This window comes from Micromonospora sp. NPDC047738 (assembly GCF_040642675.1).
Lineage (GTDB): Bacteria > Actinomycetota > Actinomycetes > Mycobacteriales > Micromonosporaceae > Micromonospora.
In genome coordinates, this window is sequence record NZ_JBEYSO010000002.1 from 229422 (window position 1) to 246822 (window position 17401).

The 17401-nt window shown below is 71.6% G+C and carries 14 protein-coding genes and 1 tRNA gene; 8 read left to right on the plus strand and 7 right to left on the minus strand.

Features of this window, described 5'->3' with window-relative positions; genetic code table 11:
- Window positions 1-152: 152 nt before the first annotated feature.
- The gene (locus tag ABZ783_RS04405; protein ID WP_357434488.1) at window positions 153-2138 is read left to right on the plus strand and encodes a S8 family serine peptidase; all 1986 of its coding nucleotides are present in this window, start codon (window positions 153-155) and stop codon (window positions 2136-2138) included.
- Window positions 2139-2234: 96 nt separating this feature from the next.
- On the opposite strand, the gene ABZ783_RS04410 is transcribed toward ABZ783_RS04405, so the two are convergent.
- The 3 genes from ABZ783_RS04410 to ABZ783_RS04420 all read right to left on the minus strand — a co-directional run bounded on the left by ABZ783_RS04410 (window position 2235) and on the right by ABZ783_RS04420 (window position 4307).
- Entirely contained in the window at window positions 2235-3044 is an 810-nt protein-coding gene (locus ABZ783_RS04410) for a WecB/TagA/CpsF family glycosyltransferase (protein WP_357434489.1), read from the minus strand.
- The gene (locus ABZ783_RS04415; protein WP_073836911.1) at window positions 3041-4114 is read right to left on the minus strand and encodes an NAD-dependent epimerase/dehydratase family protein; all 1074 of its coding nucleotides are present in this window, start codon (window positions 4112-4114) and stop codon (window positions 3041-3043) included. The genes ABZ783_RS04410 and ABZ783_RS04415 overlap by 4 nt, the downstream gene beginning before the upstream one ends.
- Before the next feature lie 107 nt (window positions 4115-4221).
- Window positions 4222-4307 (minus strand) — tRNA-Leu (locus ABZ783_RS04420).
- Between the two features lie 237 nt (window positions 4308-4544).
- Here ABZ783_RS04420 and ABZ783_RS04425 point away from each other — a divergent pair.
- The 7 genes from ABZ783_RS04425 to pknB all read left to right on the plus strand — a co-directional run bounded on the left by ABZ783_RS04425 (window position 4545) and on the right by pknB (window position 13417).
- Window positions 4545-5306, plus strand: coding sequence for a DUF3662 and FHA domain-containing protein (locus ABZ783_RS04425; RefSeq protein WP_073836910.1), 762 nt, complete (start codon window positions 4545-4547; stop codon window positions 5304-5306).
- Window positions 5307-5312: 6 nt separating this feature from the next.
- Window positions 5313-5798 carry an FHA domain-containing protein gene (locus ABZ783_RS04430; protein ID WP_357434490.1) on the plus strand — a complete coding sequence of 162 codons (486 nt, stop codon included), beginning with the start codon at window positions 5313-5315 and terminating at the stop codon, window positions 5796-5798.
- Complete coding sequence (locus ABZ783_RS04435; RefSeq protein WP_357434491.1) at window positions 5795-7231, plus strand: PP2C family serine/threonine-protein phosphatase; 1437 nt, start codon at window positions 5795-5797, stop codon at window positions 7229-7231. Before ABZ783_RS04430 ends, ABZ783_RS04435 begins: the two co-directional genes overlap by 4 nt.
- Before the next feature lie 139 nt (window positions 7232-7370).
- Entirely contained in the window at window positions 7371-8747 is a 1377-nt protein-coding gene (locus ABZ783_RS04440; RefSeq protein WP_357434769.1) for an FtsW/RodA/SpoVE family cell cycle protein, read from the plus strand.
- A complete protein-coding gene (locus ABZ783_RS04445) occupies window positions 8744-10258 on the plus strand; it encodes a penicillin-binding transpeptidase domain-containing protein (RefSeq protein ID WP_357434492.1) in 1515 nt (504 codons plus the stop codon). Before ABZ783_RS04440 ends, ABZ783_RS04445 begins: the two co-directional genes overlap by 4 nt.
- Window position 10259: 1 nt before the next feature.
- On the plus strand, window positions 10260-11618 hold the full coding sequence (locus ABZ783_RS04450) for a serine/threonine-protein kinase (RefSeq protein ID WP_357434493.1): 1359 nt from the start codon (window positions 10260-10262) through the stop codon (window positions 11616-11618).
- On the plus strand, window positions 11615-13417 hold the full coding sequence (gene pknB / locus ABZ783_RS04455) for a Stk1 family PASTA domain-containing Ser/Thr kinase (protein WP_357434494.1): 1803 nt from the start codon (window positions 11615-11617) through the stop codon (window positions 13415-13417). The genes ABZ783_RS04450 and pknB overlap by 4 nt, the downstream gene beginning before the upstream one ends.
- Before the next feature lie 171 nt (window positions 13418-13588).
- Here pknB and ABZ783_RS04460 read toward each other — a convergent pair whose 3' ends face one another.
- Genes ABZ783_RS04460 through ABZ783_RS04475 form a run of 4 tightly spaced genes read right to left on the minus strand, consistent with a single transcriptional unit; the run spans window position 13589 to window position 17206 of the window.
- On the minus strand, window positions 13589-14239 hold the full coding sequence (locus tag ABZ783_RS04460) for an aminodeoxychorismate/anthranilate synthase component II (RefSeq protein ID WP_357434495.1): 651 nt from the start codon (window positions 14237-14239) through the stop codon (window positions 13589-13591).
- A gap of 5 nt (window positions 14240-14244) precedes the next feature.
- Complete coding sequence (locus ABZ783_RS04465; RefSeq protein ID WP_357434496.1) at window positions 14245-14526, minus strand: hypothetical protein; 282 nt, start codon at window positions 14524-14526, stop codon at window positions 14245-14247.
- A gap of 2 nt (window positions 14527-14528) precedes the next feature.
- Window positions 14529-16403: a class E sortase gene (locus tag ABZ783_RS04470; protein ID WP_357434497.1), complete on the minus strand. Its 1875-nt coding sequence runs from the start codon at window positions 16401-16403 to the stop codon at window positions 14529-14531.
- Window positions 16400-17206, minus strand: coding sequence for a DUF881 domain-containing protein (locus tag ABZ783_RS04475; RefSeq protein WP_357434498.1), 807 nt, complete (start codon window positions 17204-17206; stop codon window positions 16400-16402). The genes ABZ783_RS04470 and ABZ783_RS04475 overlap by 4 nt, the downstream gene beginning before the upstream one ends.
- Window positions 17207-17401: the final 195 nt, after the last annotated feature.

A 17401-nucleotide genomic window follows, 5' to 3' on the forward strand; every position in this document is an offset into this window, starting at 1 on the left:
ACCTCGTCCCGTAGGGGCCATCCCATCAGCGTTATTGAGAATTCGACATCTTCACATTGGCGACACTTCGATCTAGCCTCTTCTCGATCGGTCGACGTCGATCTGCCTGTCCCCGGCGGGCCGACCTGCGCCGGTCGGAGGGAGGTAGGGAGATGGTTCTCCCACACAGGTCCGTACTCGTCGGCGTAACCGCCTTGGCAATGATCACGGCGGCCACGCCCGCACTGGCCGCCGAACCCCGCGGAGTGATCCGGAACGGTGGCGGTGCCACCGCGGTGGCCGACAGCTACCTCGTCGTTTTCAAGGACAGCGCCGTCGCCGCGACGGGCGTCGGCGACACCGCGCAGCGGCTGACCGCCCGGCACGGCGGCACCGTCGCGCGGACCTGGACGGCCGCGCTGCGCGGCTTCGAGATCCGGGTCGGTGCACCGGCCGCCGCGCGGATCGCCGCCGATCCCGCAGTGGCGTACGTGGAACAGAACCACGTCATCTCGATCGCCGGCACCCAGACCAACCCGCCGTCCTGGGGCCTGGACCGGATCGACCAGCGGAACCTGCCGCTGAACAGCTCGTACACCTACCCGAACACGGCCACCAACGTCCGGGCGTACATCATCGACACCGGCATCCGGACCACGCACAGCGACTTCGGCGGCCGGGCCAGCTGGGGCACCAACACCGTCGACAGCAACAACACTGACTGCAACGGCCACGGCACCCACGTCGCGGGCACCGTCGGCGGCTCGTCGTACGGGGTGGCCAAGGGCGTGCAGCTGATCGCGGTCAAGGTGCTCAACTGCGCCGGCAGCGGCACCACCGCCGGGGTCGTCTCCGGTGTCAACTGGGTGACCCAGAACGCGGTCAAGCCCGCGGTGGCCAACATGAGCCTCGGTGGCGGCGTGGACACGACCCTCGACACGGCGGTGCGCAACTCCGTCAACGCCGGCATCACCTACGGCCTGGCGGCCGGCAACGACAGCGGTGCGAACGCCTGCAACACCTCACCGGCCCGGGTCACCGAGGCGATCACGGTCGGCTCGACGACCAGCACCGACGCGCGGTCGTCGTTCTCCAACATCGGCACCTGCCTGGACATCTTCGCGCCGGGCTCGTCGATCACCTCCGCCTGGAACACCAGCGACACCGCCAGCAACACGATCAGCGGTACGTCGATGGCGACCCCGCACGTGGTCGGCGCGGCGGCGCTGGTGGCCAGCGCCAACCCGTCCTGGACGCCGCAGCAGGTCCGCGACTACCTGGTGAACAACGCCACCAGTGGCGTGGTGACCGACCCGGGGACCGGCTCACCCAACAAGCTGCTCTACGTGGTCAACGGCACGCCGACCAACGACTTCTCCGTCTCGGTGTCGCCGACGTCCGGCTCCACCGCACCGGGCGGCTCGGTGACGGCCACCGTCAGCACCGCCACCACCAGCGGCTCGGCCCAGTCGGTCAGCCTCTCCGCGAGCGGCCTGCCGACCGGTGCCAGCGCCTCGTTCAACCCGGCCACGGTGACCTCCGGCGGCTCCTCCACCCTCACCATCACCACGTCGACCAGCACCCCGGCCGGCAGCTACCCGGTGACGATCAGCGGTACGGCCGCGTCGGGCACGAAGACGGCCACCTACACGCTCACCGTGGGCAGCGGTGGTGGCTGCACGGGTGCCGGGCAGAAGCTGGGTAACCCCGGCTTCGAGTCGGGTAACACGGTCTGGGCGGCCTCGTCCGGGGTTATCGGCCAGTACGGCGCCAGTGGCCAGCCGACCCACGGTGGCACCTGGAACGCCTGGCTGGACGGTTACGGCACCACCCACACCGACACGCTGTCGCAGTCGGTGAGCCTGCCGGCCGGCTGCTCGTCGTACAACTTCAGCTTCTGGTTGCACATCGACAGCGCCGAGTCGACCACCACCACGGCGTACGACACGCTGCGGGTGCAGGTGCTCAACTCCTCCGGCACGGTGTTGGCGACCCTGGCCACCTACTCGAACCTGAACAAGGCCGCCGGGTACAGCCAGAAGTCGTTCTCCCTGGCCGCGTACGCCGGGCAGACCGTCACGCTGAAGTTCACCGGCAGCGAGGACATCTCCCTGCAGACGTCGTTCGTGATCGACGACACCGCGGTCAACGTCTCCTGAGCCAACCTTCCCACCGGCGTCCGGCGGTCACCTCTCGGTGGCCGCCGGGCGTCGTTGCCGGCTCCTGCACGAGGTGCCGGCGGACCGATTCCGGCGTCAGACGTCGAAGCCGGCGGGGCGCTGGGTGGCCGGTGCCGGCGGGGCCGCCTTCCACAGGCCGGTCTTCTGCGCGGTCAGCCGGGCCAGGTAGGCCGGGTTGAGGATCACGTACCGGCGCCAGAGCCGCTTCGGCTCCAGCCCGAGCCGCCAGAACCACTCCAGCCCGGCCCGCTGCATCCACGGCGGCGGGTTGCGCAGCAGGCCGGCGTGATAGTCGAACGCCGCGCCGACCGCCATCAGCGGCATGTCCAGCAGCGGGCGCATGGCGTAGGTGAAGACCTCCTGGCGCGGGCAGCCCAGCCCGACCAGGACCAGCCGGGCGCCGCTGGCCTTGATCCGGTCGGCGATCTCGACATCCTCGCCCGGCTGCAGGGACCGGAACTTGGACGGCTCGACTCCGGCGATCTTCAGCGCCGGAAACTTCCGCTCGAGGGCCGGGACCAGCCGGGACAGGGTCGCCTCGGTGGAGCCGTACAGGTAGACCGGCAGTCCCTCGTCGGCGAACCGGGCGAGCACCCGGAGGGTGAGCTCCGGGCCGTAGACCCGGTCGGTGAGCCCGGCGCCGTGCAGCAGGTTGAGCGCCCAGCGGACCGGCTGCCCGTCCGGGGTGACCACGTCGAACGCGTTGAGCCGGGCGTTGTGCGCCGGGTCGAGCACCCCGGTCATCACGCCGTGCACGGCCAGCGCGGTCAGCGCCAGCGGACGGCGCTCCTGCGCCGCCGCGACCACCGCCTCGGTCGCCCGGGCGTAGTCGGTCGCGTCGACGAGTACGCCGAGCACGTTCCGCTTGGTGCTGCCGGTGGTCATGCCTTTGGCACCCACTTGTCGACGTTCGCGTCGTAGATCTCGCGGAGGATCATCGGCACGTCGTAGGTGATCTTCCAGTTCGGGTAGTGCTCCTCGAACCGGGCCATGCTGCTGACGTACCACTGGTGATCGCCGGTGCGGGCCTGTTCGACATAGTTGATCTTCGCCTCGTGACCGGTGATCTCTTCGGCGATCCGGAACGCCTCGATGTGCGAGGTGTTCGAATGCCGGCCGCCACCCAGGTTGTAGACCTGGGCCGACCGTGGCTCGCGGAAGAACGCCTCGAAGGCGGTCAGCACGTCCCGGGAGTGGATCGCGTCCCGGACCATCTTGCCCTTGTAACCGAAGAGGTTGTACGTCCGGCCCTCCATGACGCAGCGCATCAGGTAGGCCAGGAAGCCGTGCAGTTCGGCCGCCGAGTGGGCCGGGCCGGTCAGCGTGCCGCCCCGGAAGCAGGCGGTCCTCATGTCGAAGTACCGGCCGTACTCCTGGACCATCACGTCGGCGGCGACCTTCGAGGCGCCGAAGACCGAGTGCAGCGACTCGTCGATCGACATGTCCTCGGTGATGCCCTGGTGGTAGGGGTGATCCTCGGGCAGTTCGTACCGGGTCTCCAGCTCGACCAGGGGCAGGCTGTTCGGGCGGTCGCCGTAGACCTTGTTGGTCGAGCAGTGGATGAAGGGCGCCTCGATGGCGTGCCGGCGGGTGTTCTCCAGCACATTGAGGGTGCCGCCGGCATTCACGTCGAAGTCGGTGTACGGCTCCTTGGCGGCCCAGTCGTGGCTCGGCTGCGCGGCGCTGTGGATCACGACGCCGATGTCCGAGCCGTACTTCTTGAAGACCTGCTCCAGGCCGTCCCGGTCCCGGATGTCCACCGCGTAGTGGGTGTAGGCGCTGCCCAGTTCGGCGGCGAGCCGATCCAGGCTCCAGGATGTCGATCCGTCCTCGCCGAAGAAGTACCGCCGCATGTCGTTGTCGATACCGACCACATCGAGACCGAGGCCCGCGAAGTGGCGGGCCGCCTCAGAGCCGATCAGACCGCCGGAACCGGTCACCAACGCGACAGTCACACGCCACTCCTGATCGATAGGGGGCAGGGAAACCATCGGAGCATAGCGTGACGTCCGGCATGCCCCGATATGGCGCGAGGGCCCCGCTATGTGCGGAGCCCTCGTGATGGTGGGGAAGGGGGGAGTTGAACCCCCACGCCCTTTCGGGCACACGGACCTGAACCGTGCGCGTCTGCCATTCCGCCACTTCCCCGTGGCCTTGACCTGGAACACCGTAACTCATCCCGGTCCCACCGTCTGCGGCAGGTGCCGAGACATATTACGCTGTTCCCGGTCATCGCTACGAGCGATCACCGTTCGTGGCGGACGAAACTGTAGCACGACCGCAGGGCCGGCCACGAACGGGCCGCCGGCAGCCGGCCGAGCGGCGTGTGAGCTGCGGAGGCGGTGTCCGGATACCATCATTGCCTCGGAACCCGAGGAGGAGCCGGTGAGCGTGCTGCAACGCTTCGAGAAGCGTCTGGAAGGCCTGGTCGAGGGGGCCTTCGCCAAGGTCTTCAAAGGGGTGGTCCACCCCGTGGAGATCCTCAACGCCATGCAGCGGGAGGCCGAGGCGCACAAGGCGATCCTGGCCGGTGGGCGCACGTTGGTGCCCAACCGCTACGTGATCGATCTCTCGCCGTACGACCACAGTCGGCTGGCGCCGTACGCCGCCGCGCTGGCCCAGGAGTTGGCCCAGTCGCAGGCGGAGTTCATCGGCGAGCAGGCCTGGACGGTCTACGGCGACGTGATCGTCGAGGTCGAGCGTGGCGAAGGGCTGGACACCGGGATGTTCCGGGTCACCGCCGAGGTCTACACCGGCGGCGACGTCGCCCCGGTCTCCGCGCCCGGCGGCTACGACGCCGGCCCGGCCTACCCGTCGTACGACCAGGGTGGCGGCTACGGCCCGCCGCCGGGGCACGGCGGCGGTCGCAACGTCCGGCTGGTCTCCGGTGACGGCCGCACGTACCCGCTCCAGATGGGCTCGACCGTGATCGGCCGCGGCGACCAGGCCAACCTGCGCCTGCCCGACGTCGGCATCTCGCGGCGGCACGCCCGGCTCGACTTCGACGGCGGCCAGGTCGTGCTGACCGACCTCGGCTCCACCAACGGCACGATGGTCAACGGCCAGCGCGTCTCCGCGGTCGCCCTCAACCCGGGCGACATGATCCAGTTGGGCACGACCACCCTGACCTTCCGCGTGGACGGCTGATCCGCCTTGCCGGAACTCGTCATCACCGTCGCCCGGTTCGGGTTCCTCATCCTGCTGTGGATCTTCGTGTTCACGGTGGTCGGGGTGATCCGTCGAGATCTCTTCGCGGGGGCCCGGTCGGGTCGGCTGGTGGCCGCGCCGCGCGCGGTCGGGGCCTCGACCGGGCAGGCGGCGAGGCCGGCGAAGGTGAAGCGGGGCAGAGCCGCGCACCAGCTGGTGGTCACCGCCGGCCAGCTGGCCGGCACCCGGATCACCCTCGGCGAGTCGCAGATCACCATCGGCCGGGCCGAGGATTCGACGCTGGTCATCACCGACGACTACGCGTCAGCGCGACACGCCCGGCTGGTGCCGCGCGACGGGCAGTGGTTTGTCGAGGACCTCGGATCGACTAACGGCACCTACCTGGATCGCGCTAAGGTCACCGGACCGACCCCCGTCCCCCTCGGCGTGCCGATCCGGATCGGCCGCACCTCCCTCGAATTACGGCCATGACTTTGACCCTGCGCTATGCGGCCCACAGCGACCGCGGTCTGATCCGAGACGGTAACCAGGACTCCGTCTACGCCGGGCCGCGGCTGCTCGCCGTCGCCGACGGCATGGGCGGCATGGCCGCCGGTGACGTCGCCAGCAACATCGTCATCGGTGCCATGGCGCCACTCGACGAGGACGTCCCCGGGGACGCCCTCGTCGACGCGTTGCGTTCCGCCGTGGGCACCGCCAACCAACAACTCCGCGACACCGTGGACGCCAACCCACAGCTGGAGGGGATGGGCACCACGCTCACCGCCACCCTCTTCTCGGGCAGCAAGCTCGGCATGGTCCACATCGGCGACTCGCGCGCCTATCTCCTGCGGAACGGCGAGTTCGCGCAGATCACCAAGGACGACACGTACGTCCAGATGCTCGTCGACGAGGGCCGGATCAGCGCGGAGGAGGCGAGCAGTCACCCCCAGCGGTCGCTGCTCACCCGGGCGCTGGACGGCCGCGACATCGACCCGGAGTACAGCGTCCGCCAGGTGCTCCCCGGCGACCGCTACCTGATCTGCTCCGACGGGCTGTCCGGCGTGGTCAGCGCGGACACCATCGCCGACACGATGCGCGAGTACGCCGATCCGCAGCAGTGTGTCGAGCGCCTGGTTCAGCTCGCCCTGCGCGGCGGCGGCCCGGACAACATCACGGTGATCATCGCTGACGCCACCGACCAGGACATCGTCGAGGCATCCCCGATCGTCGGCGGCGCCGCCGCCCGGGACCGGGGCATGGCCACCTCTGCGGACGGGTCCACCCCGGCGGCCCGCGCCTCGGCCCTGTCCGCGCCGCGGCCGCCCGCGCCGGAGGATCCGGTGGACCGCGAGGACGAGCCGGAACGCCGTCGGCACCGCCCGGTGCGCACCGCGGCGATGCTGCTGGCGCTGCTGGTCATCCTCGGCGGTGGCCTCTTCGGTGGGTGGAGCTACACCCAGCGCCAGTACTACGTCGGCGCCACCGAGGACGGCAAGCTCGCGGTCTTCCGCGGGGTGCCGGGCCAGATCGCCGGGCTCGACCTGTCGAACGTGCACGCCACCAGCCCGGCCAAGCTGGACGACCTCACCCTGGCCGCGCAGGAGCAGGTGAAGCAGGGCATCCAGGCGAAGAGCGAGCCGGACGCCGAGCGTCGGCTGGCCGAGTTGACCAGCGACGATCCGGCCAACCCGAACCTCAAGCCGACCTGCCCGCCCAGCCCGACGGCGGTCGCGGTCAGCCCGACGCCGACCGTCTCCCCGACCGCTGTCCCGACCGGGACGGCCAGCCCGCTGGCCCCGGCCGTCAGCGCCACCGCCAGCGCGCCGGCCACCGCCCCGACCGCGCCCACCACCACGCCCGACGTCGCCCCCTCCGACACGGTCCCGCCGGTCGACCCGGCAGGCTGCCGGTCGCCGGAGTGACCGTCGGCTCGAGCCCGAGGACTCATCCGTGACCGCAGCCGCCGTACCGGCAACCTCGCCCGTCTCGACGGGCGAGCAGCCTGGCGTGCGCCTGGCCCGGTCCCGGCGTAACGCCGAGCTGTCCCTGCTCCTGCTCGCCATGGTGCTGGTGGCGGCATACTCGGCGACGGTCGAGGCGACCGTGCTGGACACGGTCACCCCGGACTTCTGGATCCCGGCCGCCGCGCTGGGGCTGGTCTTCCTCGGCCTGCACCTGATCATCCGCTGGCTGGCGCCCTTCGCCGACCCGGCGTTGCTGCCGGCGGTCGCCCTGCTCAACGGCATCGGCGTGGGCTTCCTGCGCCGTTACGACCTGGCCCAGGCCGCCCCGGCCGACCGGGAGCACCTCGCCATCTTCGCCGGTACGGGCGGCCGGCAGCTCGCCTGGACGCTCGCCGCGGTGATCCTCGCCGCCGCCCTGCTGGCGATCATGCGGGACCACCGGTCGCTCTCCCGGTACGCGTACACCCTGGGGCTGGCCGGCATCGTGCTGGTGATGATCCCGGCGGTGCTGCCGGCCCGGTTCTCCGAGATCAACAACGCCAAGCTGTGGATTCGGATCGGCGGGTTCTCGATCCAGCCGGGTGAGTTCGCCAAGCTCGCCCTGCTCGCCTTCTTCGCCTACTACCTGGTCCGCAAGCGGGAGGTGCTGTCGCTGGCCAGCCGGCGGGTGCTCGGCATCGACTTCCCGCGCGGGCGGGACCTCGGGCCGGTCCTGGTGGTTTGGATCATCAGCCTCCTGGTCCTGGTCTTCGAGAAGGACCTGGGCACCTCGCTGCTCTACTTCGGCATGTTCGTGGTGACGCTCTACATCGCCACCGAACGGGTCAGTTGGCTGCTCATCGGTCTGATCCTGTTCTTCGGCGGCGCCTACCTGGCCTACCTGCTGGGCGGGACGGTGGGCGGTCCATTCGCCAACTTCTACCTACGGGCGGAGATCTGGCTGGACCCGTTCGGTGACCCGTACGACAAGGGTTACCAGCTCGTCCAGGGTCTGCTCACGCTCGGTACCGGCGGCCTCTTCGGGGCCGGACCGGGCGGTGGCCAGCCGACCCTGCTGCCCGAGGTGCAGACGGACTTCATCTTCGCCGGCATTGGCGAGGAGATCGGACTCTTCGGCCTCTCCGCGCTGCTCGTGGTCTACCTGCTGATCGTCGAGCGGGGGCTGCGGGCCGCCCTCGCGGTGCGGGACTCGTTCGGCAAGCTGCTCGCCGGCGGCCTGGCCTTCACCCTGGGCCTGCAGGTCTTCGTCATCGTCGGCGGGATCAGCAAGCTCATCCCGCTGACCGGTCAGACCACCCCGTTCCTCTCCGCCGGTGGCTCGTCGCTGATGGCGAACTGGCTGCTCATCGCGGTCCTGCTCCGGGTCTCCGACGGCGCTCGCCGGCCGGTGGCGCCCGGTGGCCCGGCGGTCCGGCCGTCCGGCGGCCCGCCCGAGCAGCTGCACGGTGCTCCCACGGAGGTGATCCGGCCGTGAACGCACCCCTGCGCCGCGTCGGCGTGGTCGTGATGATCCTTTTCGGGCTGCTCTTCGCGAACCTGAACTGGATTCAGGCCTACAAGGCCGACGAATACCGCAACAGCGACTACAACGGCCGGGTCCAGGTCGCCGAGTACGAGCGCAAGCGCGGCAACATCGAGGTCGGCGGCACCGCGTACGCCCTCAGCAAGGAGACCGGCGGGAAGCTGAAGTTCCAGCGCAGCTACCCGGACGGCGAGATGTACGCGCACGTGCTCGGCTACAAGCCGGTCAACCTGGGCGACATCGGCATCGAGCAGGTCGAGAACGACTTCCTCGCCGGCACCAGCGACCAGCTCATCGGCGACCGGGTGAAGGACATGTTCACCGGGAACAAGACCGGTGGCGGCAACGTGCTGCTGACCCTCTCCAAGGGGGCGCAGGCGACGGCCTTCAAGCAGCTGCAGAACAACCGGGTCGGGGCCACCCGGGGCGCGGCGATCGCGATCGACCCGCGTACCGGGGCGGTGCAGGCGCTGGTCTCCATGCCGAGCTTCGACCCGAACCCGCTGGTCAGCCACGACACGGAGGCGGCCCAGACGGCGTACAACAAGCTCAACAAGGATCCGGACCGCCCACTGGCCAACCGGGCCCTGTCCGAAACCCTGCCCCCCGGCTCCACCTTCAAGATCGTGATGGCCGCGGCGGCCCTGGAGAGCGGCATCGGCCCGCAGACCGAGATCCCGGCCGGGTCGACCTACACCCCGCCGACCTCAGGCTCGCCGATCAAGAACGCCGCCACGACCATCTGCCCCGGGCCGACCGGCACCCCGGTGACCCTCAAGGACGCCGTCACGTTCTCCTGCAACACCGGCTTCGCCCAGCTCGGCGTAAAGCTCGGGGCCGACAAGGTCAAGGAGAAGGCCCGCCAGTTCGGCTTCGAGCAGGACGACCTCACCGTCGGGCAGCTCAACGAGGGCGGCCTGCCGGTGGCGGCCAGCCGGACCGGTGACATGCAGAACCCGGACGGGGGCACCGACCCGGCCGCGCTGGCCCAGTCCTCGATCGGGCAGAACAACGTGCGGATGACGCCGCTGCAGGGCGCGCTGATCGCCGCCTCGGTCGCCAACGGCGGCAGCCAGATGCGGCCGTACCTGGTCAAGCAGTTGCTCGCCCCGGACCGCACCACCAGCTACTACACCGCCAAGCCGCGCGAGCTGCGCCGGCCGGTGAGCGGCCAGGTGGCTGCCGACCTGCAGGACATGATGGTCAGCGTCGTCAAGAAGGGCACCGGCGAGAACGCCGCCATCAAGGGCTACACGGTCGGCGGCAAGACCGGTACCGCCCAGTCCGGCCCGGACACGCCCGACCACGGCTGGTTCATCGGCTTCGCGCTGGACAAGAACGGCACCCCGATCTCCGCCGTCTGCGTGGAGCTGGAGCGGGCCGGCAAGGGCGGCAGCGCCGAGGCGGCCCGGATCGCCGGCCGGATCATGGAGGCGGCCATCGCCGGCTCCGGAGGCCGCTGACATGCTCAGCCCAGGGGTGCAGCTCGGCAACCGCTACCGCCTCGACGAGCGGATCGCCAGCGGTGGCATGGGCGACGTCTGGCGCGGCACCGATCAGGTGCTGGGTCGTACGGTCGCCGTGAAGAGCCTGCTCCCCGCCCTGCTGGACGAGCCCGGCTTCGCCGAGCGGTTCCGCGGCGAGGCTCGGACCATGGCCACCATCAACCACCCCGGCGTGGTGGACGTCTACGACTTCGGCAGCGACCAGCAGATCGCCTTCCTGGTCATGGAGTACGTCGAGGGCGATGCGCTCTCCGCCACGCTCAGCCGGGTCGGGCGGCTCACCCCCGCCCGGACGATGGCCCTGCTCGCGCAGGCCGCCGACGCGCTCCACGCGGCCCACGAGAAGGGCATCGTGCACCGCGACGTGAAGCCGGGCAACCTGCTGGTCCGGCCGAACGGCACGCTGGTGCTCACCGACTTCGGGATCGCCCGTTCCGACCTGGTCGGCCAGCTCACCGCCGCCGGCTCGGTGCTCGGCACGGCCTCGTACATCTCCCCGGAGCAGGCCACCGGCGCCGTCGCCACCCCCGCCTCCGACGTGTACGCGCTCGGCGTGGTCGCGTACCAGTGCCTCGCCGGCCGGCGGCCGTTCGAGGGGGACAACCCCCTCGAAATCGCCATGAAGCACGTCCGGGAGGCTCCCCGGCCGCTCCCCGCCGACATCCCGCCCCAGGTCCGCGCCATCGTCGAGCGGGCCCTGGCGAAGGACCCCGCGGCCCGCTGGCCCAGCGCCGCCGCCCTGGCCAGCGTGGCCCGGCAGGCCAAGCTCGCCCTGTCGCAGCAGGCACGTGCCGGCGGACGTCCCGGGCCCGTCTCCGCCGTACCCTCCTCGTCGGCGGCACCGGCGGCCCGGGCGCAGGTCCCGGCCGCGCCGCGACCGCAACCCCACCCGCCCACGGTGGCCGGCCGCCCGCCGGTCGCCGCCCGGCCGGCCGCGGTGGCACCGCCCGCCCCGCAGCCCCGCCCACCGCTGGCCCCACGCGGCGCGGCGACCGTCCCGCCGCCCCGGCAGCCCAACCCCCTCGGGTACGCCAGCCCGCCGGCCGCCCCGGCTCCCCGCGGGTCCCGGTCCGGGCGGTGGGTGATCGCGATCGTGGTGGCCATACTGGTCGTGCTCTGCTCGGGCGTGATTTCGTACAAGTACAAGAAGGGCACGTTGGCCGGGGACCCCGGCGCGCTTGCCCCGGTGAGCGTGACCTCCGGCGCGGTGCGGGCCCACGGAGGGGACGATCTGGTCCGGACGTCGTACCGTCGTGAGGTACGGCTCCAGCCGACTGGCGGCGACACGACGACGAGCGAAGGACGAGAGACGCGATGACAGCGCAGGCCCGCCTGCTCGGTGGCAGGTACCAGGTCGGCGAGCTGCTCGGCTACGGCGGCATGGCGGAGGTGCACCGCGGTCGCGATCTCCGGCTCGGTCGGGATGTCGCGATCAAGATGCTCCGGGCGGACCTGGCCCGGGACGCCACTTTCCAGATGCGGTTCCGGCGTGAGGCGCAGAACGCCGCCTCGCTCAACCACCCGGCCATCGTCGCCGTGTACGACACCGGCGAGGAGACCGCGCCGACCGGCGAGACGCTGCCCTTCATCGTGATGGAGTTCGTCAACGGGCGGACCCTCAAGGAGGTGCTGGGCGCCGAGGGTCGGCTGCAGCCGCGGCGGGCGCTGGAGATCTGCGCCGACATGTGCGCGGCGCTGGAGTTCAGCCACCGCCACGGGATCATCCACCGGGACATCAAGCCCGGCAACGTCATGCTCACCCAGACCGGCCAGGTCAAGGTGATGGACTTCGGCATCGCCCGGGCGCTGGCCAGCGGGGCCACCACGATGACGCAGACCAGCGCCGTCATCGGCACCGCGCAGTACCTCTCCCCCGAGCAGGCCCGCGGTGAGGCGGTCGACGCGCGCTCCGACGTCTACGCGGCCGGCTGCGTGCTCTTCGAGCTGCTCTGCGGGCACCCGCCGTTCGTCGGGGACAGCCCGGTCAGCGTCGCGTACCAGCACGTGCGGGAGGCCCCGCCGACGCCGAGCAGCATCAACCCGGACGTCAACCCCGCGGTCGACGCCATCGTGCTCAAGGCGCTGTCCAAGAATCCGCTGAACCGCTACCAGAGCGCCGGCGAGATGCGGGCGGACCTGCTCCGTGCCGCCGCCGGCCGGCCGGTGCTGGCCACCCCGGTCATGCCCGCCGACGAGACCGCCCCGATGGCCCCGGCCGGGGCGGGGGGCTACCAGACGCAGGTGATGGGGCCGCAGACCCGGCAGCAGGTCCCGGCCCGGGTCGGCGACCCGCGCAAGCGCAAGAGCTCTGCCTGGGTGATCGCCACCTTCGCCGCGCTCGGCGTACTCGCGGTGATCGCCCTGGCCGCCGCCCTCTGGCTCAGCCAGGCCGGCGCCGACAAGGTCCAGGTCCCGGGGGTGCAGGGCAAGAGCCAGGTGGAGGCGCAGGCGGTGATCCAGCAGGCCGGGCTCCGCTGGGAGCTCGGCGACCCGGTGCAGAACGCCACCTGTGAAAAGGACACCGTCGTCGGCCAGAGCCCAGATCCGAACACCGAGGCGGCCAAGAACTCGGTGGTGACGCTCCAGATCTGCGGCGGCCCGAAGATGGCCACCATCCCGACCGGGTTGGAGAACTCCCAGTTCACGAATGTTGAGCAGCAGCTCAAGAAACTCGAACTCAGAGTCGACTCCGAGAACGTTGACAGCGGCCTGCCTAAGGGCATCGTCGTCAACGTCGATCCCAAGGAGGGCACCACCGTGCCGGTGGGCTCCACCGTCAAGGTGCAGGTCTCCAAGGGGAACGTCAACGAGGTGCCGGATGTCCGTGGCTACACCAAGGAACAGGCCATCAAGCGCCTGAAGGACGCCGGCTACGAAGTACGCACCCGGGATGGCGATCTGGTGCCGCCGGACCAGGCCGGCAAGGTGAGCGGACAGAACCCGAAATCGGGCACGAAGCTCCCCAAGGGCAGCACGGTTACCATCGATGTCGACATCCCCGAGCCGGAGCCGTCCGACTCGGCGACCGCGACGCCGGACCCCACCGGTTCGCCGACCGGGGGCGGCGGAGGCTTCCCCTTCCCGACCCCGCCGACGGCGTACAACGCCAGGCCGTGACGAATCGGGGCCCCGACCCCGTGTCGGGGCCTCGATTCGGTCGGGCCTTGGCCCATCATGATCGACTCAATGTCGCCGACATGGCGGCGTCCGAGTCCATACGACACCGCGATGTCGCGTAAGCGGAGTGGATCAAGCCGGGCGGCGGCGCCCGGGTCGGGGAGCTGACGGTCAGGCGGCGGCGAAGGCGGCCCGGCGGCGGGCGTCCACCTCGGCGGCGAGTTCCGGAGCCCGCTCCAGCGCCTCCGGGAAGCCGCACGTGGCCAGCCAGTTCGCCAGCATGAGGTGCCCGCCCTCGGTCAGCACCGACTCGGGGTGGAACTGGACCCCCTCGATCGGCAGGGTCCGGTGCCGCATCGCCATGACCACGCCGGAGCCGGTCCAGCCGGTGACCTCCAGCTCCTCCGGAAGGGTCTCGGGCAGCACGGCGAGTGAGTGGTACCGGGTGGCGGTGAACGGGTCGGGCAGGCCGGCGAGCACGCCGACCCCGTGGTGGCTCACCTCGGAAGTCTTGCCGTGCAGCAGCTCGGGCGCCCGGGTCACGGTCGCGCCGAACGCCTCACCGATGGCCTGGTGGCCGAGGCAGACCCCGAAGAGGGGCAGCTTGCCGGCGTACTCCTTGATGACGTCGAGGCAGATGCCGGCGCGGTCCGGACTCCCCGGCCCGGGCGACAGCAGCACGCCGGCCGCGCCCACCCGGCCCACCTCGGCGACGTCGATCTCGTCGTTGCGCCGGACGTCGCAGTCCACGCCGAGCTGGCCGAGGTACTGCACCAGATTGAAGACGAACGAGTCGTAGTTGTCGATCACCAGGACGCGCATCGGAGTCACCTGTTCGGGGTGGGGGGCGGGGCGTTGTTCGTCTCCGTGCTGTACGGGATCTCCTCGTGGCTCGGGGTCACCCCCGGGTCGTTGAGCCCGCCGCCCGAATCCTCACCCGGTACGCCGGACTCCTGGGTGACCTGCACGTCGTCGAAGGGGAGCAGGGGCTCCGCCCACGGGAAGACCACGAACCAGAGCAGGGCGACCGCCGCCGCGGTGAGCAGCACCGAGCCGGCCAGCTTGCCCGCCAGCCTGAAGGGGAGTTTGCGCCAGATCCACCCGTACATCGTCAACCTTCCAGCTCGGCCGGGCGGCCCGCCGACTTCGCCTGCACGTGGTCCAGCCGGGCATGGATGATCAGCCGCTGGTAGTTGTCGAACTTGGGGTTGCAGGTGGTCAGGGTGAGCAGCTTCTCGGTCGGCTTCGCGCCCGGTTTGCCGGGCACCGGGGCCACCACCTCGACCTGGTTCGGCCGGACGATGCGCTGCTCGTAGACCTTGTAGACGAACCAGTCGCTCTTGGACTCCACCACGATGTTGTCACCGGTGCGGAGCTCGTCCAGCCGCCAGAAGGTGGCCCGGATGCGGTGCCCGGCCACGGAGAAGTTGCCCACCTGGCCCGGCAGGGCGCTCTTCGGATAGTGGCCGGGGGCGTACCGGATGTCGGCCGGGCTGACTCCCTCGACCACCACCCAGTGCTTGTCGAACTTCGGGATGTAGAGCCCGGCGACCGGCTTGCCCTCCGCCGGTGGCGTGGGCTTCGCCGCGGGCGCGCTCGGGCTGACCGTCGGGTCCCCGGTGGGCCCCCACTCCTGGGCGAGCTGGCTGTTCAGGTCGTTCTGGTGGGCGTCGACGATCACCGTCTTGCCCCAGATCTCGTACCCGGCGAAGAGCAGCACCACCAGGCCGAAGGTGATCAGCAGTTCGCCGGTGCCCCGCACGACGGTACGCAGGCGGGAACCGACGGTGGGCCGGGTCAGCTCCGAGTAGACGCTCTTGTAGCCCTCGCCGGTCTGCTCGGGGCGTAGCTGCACCACCCGCTCGCCCCGACGGGGCGTGGGCGGCGCGGCGGGGGTGTCGGGCTCGTCGCCGGAGTCCTGGACGGGGGGCACCGCACCCATCAGCGCGGTCGAGTCCAGGGCCGGGTTCCGGGCCGGCCGGTTCGGGACAGCGGGGATCAGGGCGGTCGCGCCCGGGTCCGCCGGGGCGCCGGCCGGTCCACCCGGGCCGCTCCCGGTCGGACCCGCCGCCCGGGGGACGCCGGCGGCCGGTGACCCGCCCCGAGGGGCGGCGCCGGCCGCGTCTCGGCCGGGCCGTCCGGTCGGCGGAACGCCATGGCCCTCGTACGGGTGCCCGGCGGAGCGGCGTGCGGGTCGGTCGCCGACAGGGGGGATGAACGCGGTCGGCCCGTCGCCCGGCGCGGCCGGTCGTACCGCCGCGGTGTCGAACCCGCGGGCGACCGGCTCGTCGGGGGCGCGGTGGCCCGGTACGTGCGTAGGGAGCCCGGGCGCGCCGGTGGGGCCGTCCGCCCGGCGGGTGCCGGGGCCATCGGGGGCGCGGTGCCCAGGCGCGGCGGTGGGACCCTCTGTCCGGCGGGCGCCGGGGCCGTCGAAGGTGCGGTGGCCGGGCGTGGCGGTGCGGCCCTCCGGCCGGCCTGCGCTCGGCTCGTCGGCGGCCCGGCGGCCCGGCGTGTGGGTGCTGAGCCCTGACCGGGCGATGGGGTCGTCGCCACTCCAGCGGCCCGGCGCGGTGCCCCCCGGGCCCGGCGGCCCCGGCCGGCGGTCGAACCGGTCGTCGGCTGTGTTGGTGCGTGGGCCGGCGGTGGCCGGGTCCGCCGGCCAGCGGCTGGCCGGCTCGGCGGGGCCGCCGGCCGGCTGGATGTCCGCCCAGCTGCCCGAGGCCGGCTGGCGGGGCTCGTGGTGGCGGCGCTCCGGGCCGGCGGCGGGCGCCGGCGGGCGGGCCTGTGAGTCACCGGTCCAGGGCGGGGGCGGGGACGGGAACCGGGCGGCCGGCCGGCCGCCCGGCGCATCGAGCGCCTCCGCCTCCGGCCAGGGCAGGTCGAGCGCGGGCCGGGCCGGGGGCGGTGCGGGCCGGTCGACCTTCGGGATGAACGCGGTCGGCCCCTCGCGGTCGTCGTGGCGCTCCCGCGCGTCCTCCGGCCTCACTGCAGCACCTTCGCGGACTGGAGCGCGGTCGAGTCCTCGAACGCCGGCACGGTGACCGTGGAGGCGGTCTCCTTGTACCCGAGCTGGTAGTGGTCGACCGCTTCCCTGAACAACCGGACTCCCTCGGAGGCGGCGAGCGCGCGCTGAAGAGCGGCGGGGTCGCCGATTGCCACGATCTTGAACGGAGGGGAGTACACCCGGCCGTGCAACAGCAGGGTGTTACCGACGCAGCGTACCGCGCTGGTGCTGAGGACGCGGACGTCCATGATTGACATCGCCTCGGCTCCACCCGCCCAGAGCGCGTTCACGACCGCCTGGACATCGCCCTGGTGGACGACCAGGTCGTCATTGCTGGCACCTTTGGGCAGGGCCTGGTCGGCCCGCCGGGGCGCGTCGTCCAGCTCGATGGTGACCCCGGTGCCGGTGAGCGCGGTGAACCCGGCAGCCTGCCGGCTGGCGGCGGCCCGGTCGCGCTGGGCCTTGATCGGGCCGTCGGTGTCGGCCAGCGCGGCGGTCTGCTCCTCGACCTCGGCGCGCAGCTCGGCGGCCTGCTTCTCGCTCGCCGCAACCTCTTCCCGCCGGTCCTCGATCAACTGGGTGAGCTGGGGCCGGCGGTCCTCCCGCAGCGGCGTGCCGCCGGCGGTGGTCGCGGTCGTGGTGAACAGCAGCCCCGCCGCGGCGGCAATCAGGGGTACGCCGATCGACCAGCCCGGGCGGCGTTGCCGCGGCCGTCGGGGCAGCAGGCCGGCGACCGCCCGCCGGAGGACCTTCTGCCAGGAGGCGGCGCCGGACGTGTACTCCACCGGGCGTTCCCTTTCCCGTCGTCTCGTTCCGGTCCGCGTCGACCCGGACCGGTGTGTTCGACCCGAAAAGTCCCGCCTTTTCGGTCACTCCGCGCACTGGCCTGACCCCATTCGTGGCCTGGACGCTCCGTCGGGACTACGCTAGCTGTCGAACCATTATTGGCCATGGACCGTCGCCCCCGCGCCCGGTTGTCA